The sequence below is a fragment of the Shinella sp. JR1-6 genome (genome assembly GCF_004284735.1).
GTDB lineage: Bacteria > Pseudomonadota > Alphaproteobacteria > Rhizobiales > Rhizobiaceae > Shinella.
Genome location: NZ_SHMI01000017.1, coordinates 93,617 through 103,182 on the forward strand (window position 1 = coordinate 93,617; position 9,566 = coordinate 103,182).

Below are 9,566 nucleotides of genomic sequence, written 5' to 3' on the forward strand. Positions count from 1 at the left end.
CAGAGGTGCTGCCCCGCCCGGGCCGGAGCAAATCTTGGACATGGCGTCCAGGAGAGGTCCTGTCGCCCGGCTCGGCAATCCACGAGCCGGGCGACAGCGCGTATCAGGCTGCGTTGAGCTTCTTCTCGCAGCGCAGCAGCATGCCGTAGAGGTCGCGCGGCTCGTCGGGGTCGGCGAGCAGGTCGAGTTCCACGAACATGCCGTGCTCGGCGATCTTCTCCCGTACGTAGCGCAGCGCGGAGAAATCCTCGATGGCGAAGCCGACGCTGTCGAACAGCGTAATCTGGTCGGCGCTTTTGCGGCCCTCGGTCTCGCCGGTCATGACCTGCCAGAGTTCGATAACGGGGTGCTCGGCCGGCAGCTGCTGGATCTCGCCTTCAATGCGTGTCTGCGGCGGATATTCGACAAAGATGTCGGAGCGCAGCAGAATGTCCTTGCTGAGCTCGGTCTTGCCGGGGCAGTCGCCACCGACGGCATTGATGTGCGCGCCGGGGCCGACATGGTTGTCCGAAAGGATCGTCGCATACTGCTTGTCGGCGGTGACGGTGGTGATGATGTCGGCGCCCTCCACGGCCTCTTCGACCGATCGGCATTCCTCAATGGTGAAGCCGAGGCCTGCAAGGTTCTGGGCACATTTGCGCGTTGCCGAGGCGTCGATATCGAAAAGGCGCAGCCTGTCGATTCCGAGAAGCGACTTGAATGCGCGCGCCTGGAATTCGCTCTGCGCGCCATTGCCGATGATGGCCATGGTGCGAGAATTCGGCCGTGCCAGGTATTTTGCCGCCACCGCCGAGGTCGCGGCGGTACGCAGCGCGGTCAGGATCGTCATCTCGGTGAGCAGCATCGGATAGCCGTTGCCGACATCCGACAGCACGCCGAAGGCCGTCACGGTCTGCCGGCCGTCGCGCGTGTTCTTCGGATGGCCGTTGACATATTTGAAGCCATAGAGCGTCCCGTCGCTGGTCGGCATCAGTTCGATGACGCCCTCCTCGGAATGGGAGGCGACGCGCGGGGTCTTGTCGAAGACCGGCCAACGCCGAAAGTCTTCCTCGATCGTCGCCGCCAGCTCCGTCAGGAACCGGTCGATGCCGACCTTCAATACCAGCTTCATCATGTGGTCCACGCTGACGAACGGAACCACGTTCAATTTCGGATCAATGTTCATTTTCCCTCCAGAAGAACGGCCGGGCTCAGCCTGCAAGCGTCGGGCGATCCATCACCCGCTTGCCCATCAGGCTGGCAACAAGATCGACGAGCAGCTTCGCAGTCTTGCCGCGTTCGTCGAGGAACGGATTGAGTTCGACGATGTCGAGGCTCGTCACCAGGTCGCTGTCGTGCAGCATTTCCATGATCAGGTGCGCCTCGCGGAACGTCGCCCCGCCCGGCACCGTGGTGCCGACGGCCGGTGCGATGTCGGGCTCCAGGAAGTCGACGTCGAAGCTCACATGCAGGAGGCCGTTTGCAGCCCGGACCCGCTCGATGAAGGTGCGCACGAGGACGGCGACGCCGTGTTCGTCGATGACACGCATGTCGTGGACCGTGATGCCGGTCCTGCGGATCGCGACCTGTTCAGCGGGATCGACGCTGCGAATGCCGATCATGCAGACATTTTCCGGGGGTACGGCATGGGCGAGCGGCGGGAAATAACCTTCAAAGCCTGCCTGGCCGGTATAGTAGGCAACGGGCGTGCCGTGCAGGTTGCCGCTGGCGGTGGTCTCAAGGCTGTGGAAATCAGTGTGGGCGTCCAGCCAGAGCACGAAGAGCGGCCGACCCTGTTCGGCGGCGCGGCGTGCCAGACCCGGAACGGTGCCGGCGGAGATCGCATGGTCGCCACCGAGGAAGATCGGCATGCCGGCCTTGCTGTGCTCGTAGGCGGCGGCAGACAGCGCCTCCACCCAGGCGACCGTCTCGCCGAGATGGTGCACGGCAGCGTTCGGGTGCGGCATCTCGTCGAAGGCGCGGGGCGTAAGGTTGCCGGTGTCCTTCACCGTATGGCCAAGCTCCTCCAGCGCGGTGCGAAGGCCGGCGATGCGAAGGGCGCTCGGCCCCATCTCGCAGCCGAGCTGTCCTGCACCGATTTGCAAGGGGGCGCCGATCAGCGTGCACTCCATGACGTACTCCTTATTGGTTTTCCAAATTCTAGAAGCCTTGAACGGCAGATTGAATATTGAATTTTGGCATCTCGGAATGCCATATTGACCATAATGGAAAGCCGAGGAGCCAGATTGGCATGGATGAGCTCGATCAGAAGATCGTGACGCTGCTGCGCGGCAACGGGCGCCGGAGCGTTTCGGATCTCGCTTTGGAAACCGGGGCGTCGCGGGCAACCGTGCGCGCACGCATCGAGCGGATGGAGCAGGACGGCACGATTCTCGGTTATACGGTGATGCTGCGCGCCGATGCCCTCGAAGATGTCGTTCGCGGCGTGATGACGATCGAGATCGAAGGCCATGTAACCGACCGCGTGATCCGTACGCTCGGTGGCTTCGCGGAGATTTCGCAGATCCACACGACGAACGGCCGCTGGGACCTGCTGGTGGAACTGAGCGCCTCGAGCCTTGCCGAGTTCGACGCCGTCCTGCGCAAGATCCGCCTCGTGCCGGGCATCACGGGCAGTGAAACGAGCATCCTCCTCTCCACGCCGCGTTCGACGAGGGCGAAACTGTAGAAGCCGGCCCACGCGCCGTCGCCTGTGTGGGCCTTCTTCTTAACCGCCTGCGTGCGGCGCGGTGGCCCTGGAGAGTTCGGTTCTCAACAGGCTCATGATGGCGGTGTCCCAGCGCTCGCCCTCGACGCGGGCGGATGCTCTGCGGACCCCTTCCAGAGTGAAGCCCAGCGCTTCATAGGTGCGGATGGCCGGCGTGTTCCAGGTGAACACGTTCAGTTCCAGCCGTTCAATCGCCTGGAAGCCGAAGGCCTTGTCGATCGCCAGTGCGATCATCCGGCCGGCAAGACGCCGGCCGCGCATTTCCGGCGCGATGGCCACGCGACCGAGCACGGCGTTGCCGTTGCGCCAGTCGAAGGCCAGCTGGACATGGCCCGCCAGCTCACCGTCGAACACTGCCGTCCAGCAGAGCCGGGCCGGCGGATCGGATCTGCCTTCCGCCAGCATCCGTTCGAGTTGACCGTGCGACAGGGGAAATTCCAGACGGGGACCACCCCATTGCACGAGATCGGCATGGCTTGGAAACCAGCCGAGAAGAGGAGTGAAATGAGCGGGTGCGAACGGAACCAGCGCCATCATGCGGAGGTTGCGGTGAACACCGCCCGTTGTGCGTCGAAGGCTCGCGTGTAGGCGGGGCGGTCCTTGCCGCGGGTGATGTAGGCGGAGAGGCGCGGATAGTCCTCAAGGACGCCCGATCCCTCCAGCCGGCGCAGAACGGTCACCATGAGAAGGTCGCCGGCGCTGAAGGCGCCGTCGAGCCAGTCCGCATCGCCGAGCCGGCGGGAGAGCGCGTCCAGCCGTGTGCGGATGCGGCTTTCCAGGATTGGCAGACGTTCCGCATACCAGGGTTTGTCGCGCTCGGTGTAGGTCGGCATTTCCCGGTCGAGGATCGGCGGCTCGATCGTGTTCAGTGCGGCGAACATCCAGCTGATCGCGCGTGCCCGGGCGTCGGCGTCCTCCGGCAGCAGGCCAGCATGGCGCTCCGCGATATGGAATACGATGCCTCCCGTTTCGAACAGGGCGAGATCGCCGTCCTCATAGGTCGGGATTTGTCCGAAGGGTTGAAGCGCGAGATGCGCCGGCTCCTTCATGTCCTTGAACGTGAGGAGGCGAACCGCATAGGGCTGGCCCACCTCCTCGAGGGCCCAGCGAACGCGCATGTCGCGCGCAAGGCCCCGACCGCGATCAGGCGATTGGGCAAAGGCCGTTATGGTGATCGTCATGTTGTCCTCCATAGCATGTCTGCATGAAGACGAACGGCAGGCCGGAATTCCGACACCCTGCCAAGGTGCTTTTGTGGCGCCGATCATATGCCTACGGCTTGACGGTATGCTGTTTGCTGCAGATCGGAAAGCCGGCATGCCGTCAGATGAACGGTGCCGAGGGCATGCCGCCGGAGCGCGCAAATGGCACGCCACCCTTGGCGCGGCAAGGCTGACCGGACAACAGGCCTGCGTCTTCCTCATTCCATGGTCTTGAGGAAGGTTTCGGCTGTGGCGCAGAGCACCGCGGCACCCTGCGGCAGGGCGGCCTCGTCGATGCGGAACTGCGGGTGGTGAAGGGGGTATATGGCACCGGCCTGCTCGTTGCGAATGCCGAGGCGGAAATAGACCGACGGGCATTTCTCGCTGTAGAAGGCGAAGTCGTCGGCGGCGGTCCATCCGGGCGCCGACAGCACGTTGTCCGCTCCGACGATCGCCCTGCCGGCCTGGCGGACGATCTCGACCATTTCCGGTGCGTTGACGACTGGCGGCTCACCCCGTTGCAGATCGACCGTGACGGTTGCGCCATGCGCCGCCGCCACCCCTTCAAGGATCTGCCGCAGCCGGCGCCAGGCCTTCTGCCGGGTTTCCTCGTGGCCGCTGCGGATGGTGCCCTTCAGTCGGGCCTCGGCAGCGATCACGTTGTAGGCGCCGCCGCCCTCGATGCCGGTGACGGAAATCACCAGGGGATCGTAGGGATCGATTTCCCGCGCGACGATCTTCTGCAGCTCCGTCACCATCGTGCAGGCGACGGCGATGGCATCGATGCCGTCGGAGGGCCTTGCGGCATGTGCGGAGTTTCCGGTCACGACGATGTCGAAAATATCGCAGGCGAGCGTATAGGGGCCGGCGCCGACCGCGATCCTGCCGGTCGGCGTATAGGGATCGACATGGATGCCGATCGCTGCGTCGACATCGTCGAGAAGACCCTCCGCGACGACCCGCCGTCCACCGAGCGGTTCCGCCTCCTCGGCGGGCTGGAAGATCAGCCGCACGGTGCCGCTGAAGGATTGTCTGCGCCTGTCCAGCAGGACGGCGGCGACATAGCCCATGGCTGCGTGCGCGTCATGGCCGCAGGCATGCATCACGCCCGGCTTTTCGGAGGTGAACGGCTCGCCCGACATTTCCTTGATCGGCAGCGCATCGATATCGGCGCGGATGACGACCTTGCGGTTCGAGGGGCCAGCGGTGCCCACGATATCGACGGCCAGTCCGAAGCCGGCGACCGTCCGGACCGGGCCGAGGCCCACCTCTTCCAGCGCGTGCTTCAAATAGGCCTGCGTCTCGCGCTCCGCATTGGAAAGCTCGGGATTGCGGTGGAGATGGCGCCGGATTTCGATCATCCGGCGCGCGAGGGCCGCGTCCACTGCCGCCGTGTCGGGCTCAGGCCTTGACATGAATGTCCCGGGGGAAGTTGGTCAGCGTCTCGCAGCCGGTTTCGGTGACGAGGATCGTCTCGCTGACCTCGATGCCCCAGCCGTCCATCCACATGCCGAGGATGGAGTGCAGCACGTTGCCAGGCTTCAGGATGGTCGTGTCGCCGGGGCGCAGGCTGATCGTGTGCTCGCCCCAATCCGGCGGATAGGCGACGCCGATCGAGTAGCCGATGCGCGATTCCTTCTTGAGGCCGTAGCGCTCGATCACCTTGCGCCAGCTCGCTTCCACCGCCTCGGCCGTCACGCCCGGCCTGATGCTGGCAAGAACGGCTTCCATGCCCTCGAGAACCGCCTTGCTCGTGTCGTTCACCTTGACCGGCATTTTGCCGAGCTGGAGGGTTCGTGCAAGGCCGGCCGTGTAGCGGCGCACGACACCGGCAAGTTCCAGCGCGACGGTCTCGTTCTCTCCGAAACGCCGGTCGCTCCACATGACATGGGGCGCGGAGGCGTTTTCGCCGGCGAGAATGGTCGGGGGCAGGGCGGTGATGTCGCCGGCAAAGTCCGGTGCGCCTGCAACCTGCGCCGCCTGAATTTTGGCGATGGCATCGCATTCGCGCACGCCGGGCGCGATGGTGTCATAGGCAGCACGCACCGCGGCCTCGGCAAGGCGTGAGGCCTTGCGCAGATAATCGACCTCGGCCGGCGACTTGACGCTGCGGATCCAGTTCACCAGCAGGTCGGCATCGTGGAAGGTGGCGTTCGGCAGGCCTGCTGTGAGGCGGGCATGGGCCTTTGGCGAATAGTAATAGGCTTCCAGCTCGATGCCGATATTGCCGCGGCCCCAACCCTTCCGGCTGATCCAGGCAGCGATCCAGTCCATCGGGTGACGGTCGGCCCGCTGGACGTGGTCCTCGGGGAAGCCGACGATGTTTTCCGGTTTCATCCAGGCTGTCAGCAGGCCGCCGGCGGCATCCATGGCGCGGCCGATCCAGACGGGTTCCTCGTCGGCAAGCGGTACCAGCACGACCTGGGGCGTATAGAAGGACCAGCCGTCATAACCGGTGATGTAGTGCTGGTTGGCGACATCGTTGACGACGAGGAGATCGAGATTGCGTCGCGCCATCTCCGCGCGGATGGCCTGGAGCCGGGCTCTGTATTCGGAAAGGGCGAAGGGAAGTTCGATCATGAGGAGGCATCCTGATTGGCGGAACTGGAGTGTCAGGCGGTCGCGAGCAGGCGGCTTGCGGCCCTGGGGTCGGGCGCGACACCGCATTGTCGCAGGCTGGCCCAGGCGGCCGCCAGATTGCTGGTGACGACCGGCAGGCCGGTTTGCCGTTCGATCTCGGGGGTGCTTTGTGCCGCCCGCAGCGCCGTGCAGGCGATGAAAAGAGCTTCGGTACCGGCCGCGGCGATGTGTGCCGCCAGCCGGATGATCTCGGCCTGCGGCAGGCGGGCCATGTCGCGGTCGTCCTCCATGCCGAGGCAGGCGAGGCGATCGACGCCAAAGCCGTTCGCCTCGAAATAGGCCTGCATGGGTTCGGCCGTCTGGCGGATGTAAGGTGTCAGGATGCTGATGCGTCGTGCTTTCAGGGCGCGTAGCGCCAGGACGGCGGCGCCGGCCGGCGTGATGACCGTGGCGCCCGGCTTGCCCTCGCGGATGGCGGCTGTGACAGCCTCCTCGCCGATGATGACCGAGGCCGAGGTGCAGCCGTAGACGATGGCGTCGAGCTCTTCGTCCGGCAAAAGCAGGGTGGCGGCAGCAGAAAGGTGGGGATGCATCGCGCGGAGGTTTTCCGGCGTCGTGCGGTTCGCATAGCCGACGCGCGTTACATGAACGGCGATGCCGTCGCTGGCGACGAGGCGCCGGAAATCCGCTTCCACCGTATGGTCCGTGGCAAGCGCGATCAGGCCGATGCGTCGGGCCGTGGCACGGGCCTCCAAGGTTGATTGATGCTGGATCTCCTCGATCATGCACGCTCCGCCATAGTCTTGTGCAGGGCATTCAGCCGTGGGAGGAAATGCATGTCAATCTGGGAAAAAGACACATGTCAATTTCCTGCGTGTGTCGTGCAAAATCGCCTGGCTGTTTTGCGGCCGTATTGCGGGGCTTCAGAGTGCCAGAACGCTCCGGTCGGGTGCGGCGCGCAGCAACGAGGCGAGGATGTCGAGGCCCGCGCGCAACTCGTCCGCTTCGGTTGCGCCGACCGATACCCGGACGGCGCCTGCCGGGTTGCCGGACAGGGAGAACGGCGTGCTCGGCGCGACGGCCACGCCTCGGGTGCGCGCCTGGGAAACGAAGGCGAGCTCGTCGTGCTCTGGCGGAAGCGGCAGCCAGAAATGGAGCCCTTCCGGATGCGCACGGTAGGCGGCGCCTTCCAGCGCCTTGGAGACGATGCGGTGCCGTTGGCCGAGGGCTTCGCGCTGCCAGTCCACCAGTGCTTGCATCGTACCATCGCCCAGCCACAGTGTGGCGATCTCGGCCATGACGGGCGTCGCCATCCAGTTTGCCATCAGATGCCGGTTGGCGATCGTGGCGGCGAGATGATCCGGCGCGGCGACATAGCCGATGCGCAGGCCGGGGAGGGCGACCTTTGTGAAGCCCGTGATGTAAACCGTCCGTTCGGGCGCCATCGCCGCGATCGGGCGCGGGCGACGGGAGAGGAGCGGGCCGAACACGTCGTTTTCGATGATCGTGACGTCGTGTCTGCGGGCCGTTTCGACGATGGCGTGGCGCCGGCCTTCCGGCATCAGCGAAGCCGTCGGGTTGGCGAGATTGGGCTGGAGGGTGACCGCGCGCACCTCGTCCCGCAGGCAGGCCTCTTCCAGCGCTTCGGGCACCATGCCGTCGGCGTCCGCGGCGATCGGGCGAACCCGGATGCCGAGATAGTCCGCGAGCGGCCGGATCACGTGATAGCAGATCTCTTCCGCGGCAAGGATCGCGCCAGGCCCTGCGGCCGAAAGGAGGGCGGCGGCGAAAGCCGAAGAGGCGCCGTTCGTCACGAGCAGGTTGCGCGGCGTGGTTTCGACGCCGAGCGTGGAGAGCCATCGGGCGGCCGCCTCGTTGTGCCGCGGGAAGATGGTGTTGGGCCGGAAGGACAAAGCCGCCGCAGGCGAGAGGCTGTCGCCGATCAGGTGCAGGGCGTCTTTCATCTGCTTGAGGTGAAAGGGGGTGCAGACGGGTGTGACGATCGAAAGGTCGATCTCGTTTGCCAGCCGCTCCGCAATGTAGGGCGAGGGGGGGGCGACGCTGCCTGCCTTTACATAGGTGCCGCGACCGACCTCGCCCGAAACCAGCCCGCGCCGGGCAAGCACGTCATAGGCCTTGCTCACCGTCTGGATCGAAATCTTCAGGTCGTAGGCGAGATCCCGGTGCGCCGGCAGCTTGTCATCCTTGGAAAGTCGGCCGCTTTTGATTGCCGCCGTAAACTGGTCCGCGAGGGAGATATAGACGGGCCGTCGCAGCTGGCCGGGATCGGGGTGCCATTTTGTCATGCATTCTTGTCGTCCAAAAGCATGGCAATTTCAATCGGCATCGACATCTGCCTCGCCCAAGCGAGGGGGCACGAATGCTCCTTCTGCCGCGGTGCTAAATTGTCACGTCGCGCGCCGTTTTAAAGTGGTATATAGTTTGCCACATTAAAAGGAGAGGTGCATGAACAAGGAAGAAACCCGCAAGCCCCTGGTGTTTTCCGGCGAGCATGTCAGCGGACGGGACGCCGATGGCAGCAGCCTGATGCCGATGCTTGTCGTGGGGCTGGTCCTGATCGCGATCGGCTATGCAGGCGTGATGGTTTTCGTTTAGCCGGGACAAGGGGCATGCGGTCTGCCGCCGCCACGCGCGCGCACCGCTGCGGGTATTGCTTTGTCGCGGACGCGGTTACCCACGCTTCGTCGGATGGGTCTTGACCGAACAAGAAAGACCCCCTGCAGGAGCTGCAGGGGGCTAGGATCATGGATCGGTATGACGCCCCGTCAGGCGGCGTAGGCCTGCCGGCTTGCCTGCGGCGCGTTCCGTGCCCTGTCGAGACGGAACTGGGCGAGCAGCGCGGAGAGGGCGGCTGCCTCGCCGGCAAGGCCGTGGCTGGCGGCGGTCTGTTCCTCCACCATGGCGGCATTCTGCTGCGTGCCCTGGTCCATCGTGTTGACCGCAGTGTTGATCTCCTGCAGGCCCGTCGACTGTTCGCGGGCGGCAAGCACGATGGCGTTCACATGGCCGTTGATCTCCTGCACCTCGCGCACGATGGCTTCCAGCGCGGCGCCCGT

Annotated in this window: 10 protein-coding genes and 1 pseudogene; 2 read left to right on the forward strand and 9 right to left on the reverse strand. The window is 65.1% G+C overall.

The genetic code is table 11. The annotated features are described in order from the left end of the window. Nucleotides 1-103 precede the first annotated feature (103 nt). Together ocd and rocF are read right to left on the reverse strand one after the other, a co-directional pair. Nucleotides 104-1,165 carry an ornithine cyclodeaminase gene (gene ocd / locus EXZ48_RS24305; RefSeq protein WP_130518902.1) on the reverse strand — a complete coding sequence of 354 codons (1,062 nt, stop codon included), beginning with the start codon at nucleotides 1,163-1,165 and terminating at the stop codon, nucleotides 104-106. Between the two features lie 25 nt (nucleotides 1,166-1,190). After that, nucleotides 1,191-2,111 (reverse strand): arginase, encoded by a 921-nt coding sequence (gene rocF, locus EXZ48_RS24310; RefSeq protein ID WP_130518904.1) that lies wholly within the window; start codon nucleotides 2,109-2,111, stop codon nucleotides 1,191-1,193. 119 nt (nucleotides 2,112-2,230) lie between these two features. Between rocF and EXZ48_RS24315 the strand changes: the two genes are divergently transcribed. Beyond that, a complete protein-coding gene (locus EXZ48_RS24315; protein WP_023517321.1) occupies nucleotides 2,231-2,668 on the forward strand; it encodes an Lrp/AsnC family transcriptional regulator in 438 nt (145 codons plus the stop codon). 39 nt (nucleotides 2,669-2,707) lie between these two features. On the opposite strand, the gene EXZ48_RS24320 is transcribed toward EXZ48_RS24315, so the two are convergent. From EXZ48_RS24320 to EXZ48_RS24345, 6 genes are all read right to left on the reverse strand, one after another. Continuing rightward, a complete protein-coding gene (locus EXZ48_RS24320) occupies nucleotides 2,708-3,244 on the reverse strand; it encodes a GNAT family N-acetyltransferase (RefSeq protein ID WP_130518906.1) in 537 nt (178 codons plus the stop codon). Then, nucleotides 3,241-3,888: a glutathione S-transferase family protein gene (locus EXZ48_RS24325; RefSeq protein ID WP_130518908.1), complete on the reverse strand. Its 648-nt coding sequence runs from the start codon at nucleotides 3,886-3,888 to the stop codon at nucleotides 3,241-3,243. Before EXZ48_RS24325 ends, EXZ48_RS24320 begins: the two co-directional genes overlap by 4 nt. A gap of 239 nt (nucleotides 3,889-4,127) precedes the next feature. After that, a complete protein-coding gene (locus tag EXZ48_RS24330; RefSeq protein ID WP_130518910.1) occupies nucleotides 4,128-5,324 on the reverse strand; it encodes a M20 family metallopeptidase in 1,197 nt (398 codons plus the stop codon). Beyond that, nucleotides 5,311-6,489: a M24 family metallopeptidase gene (locus EXZ48_RS24335; RefSeq protein ID WP_130518912.1), complete on the reverse strand. Its 1,179-nt coding sequence runs from the start codon at nucleotides 6,487-6,489 to the stop codon at nucleotides 5,311-5,313. Before EXZ48_RS24335 ends, EXZ48_RS24330 begins: the two co-directional genes overlap by 14 nt. A gap of 32 nt (nucleotides 6,490-6,521) precedes the next feature. Further along, nucleotides 6,522-7,274 carry an aspartate/glutamate racemase family protein gene (locus tag EXZ48_RS24340; RefSeq protein ID WP_130518914.1) on the reverse strand — a complete coding sequence of 251 codons (753 nt, stop codon included), beginning with the start codon at nucleotides 7,272-7,274 and terminating at the stop codon, nucleotides 6,522-6,524. A gap of 138 nt (nucleotides 7,275-7,412) precedes the next feature. Next, nucleotides 7,413-8,795 (reverse strand): PLP-dependent aminotransferase family protein, encoded by a 1,383-nt coding sequence (locus tag EXZ48_RS24345; RefSeq protein ID WP_130518915.1) that lies wholly within the window; start codon nucleotides 8,793-8,795, stop codon nucleotides 7,413-7,415. A 160-nt stretch (nucleotides 8,796-8,955) separates the two neighbouring features. Between EXZ48_RS24345 and EXZ48_RS34990 the strand changes: the two genes are divergently transcribed. Beyond that, complete coding sequence (locus tag EXZ48_RS34990) at nucleotides 8,956-9,105, forward strand: hypothetical protein (protein WP_165909408.1); 150 nt, start codon at nucleotides 8,956-8,958, stop codon at nucleotides 9,103-9,105. A gap of 170 nt (nucleotides 9,106-9,275) precedes the next feature. On the opposite strand, the pseudogene EXZ48_RS24350 reads toward EXZ48_RS34990, so the two are convergent. Continuing rightward, nucleotides 9,276-9,566, reverse strand: a pseudogene (locus EXZ48_RS24350) (chemotaxis protein); the annotation flags it as partial.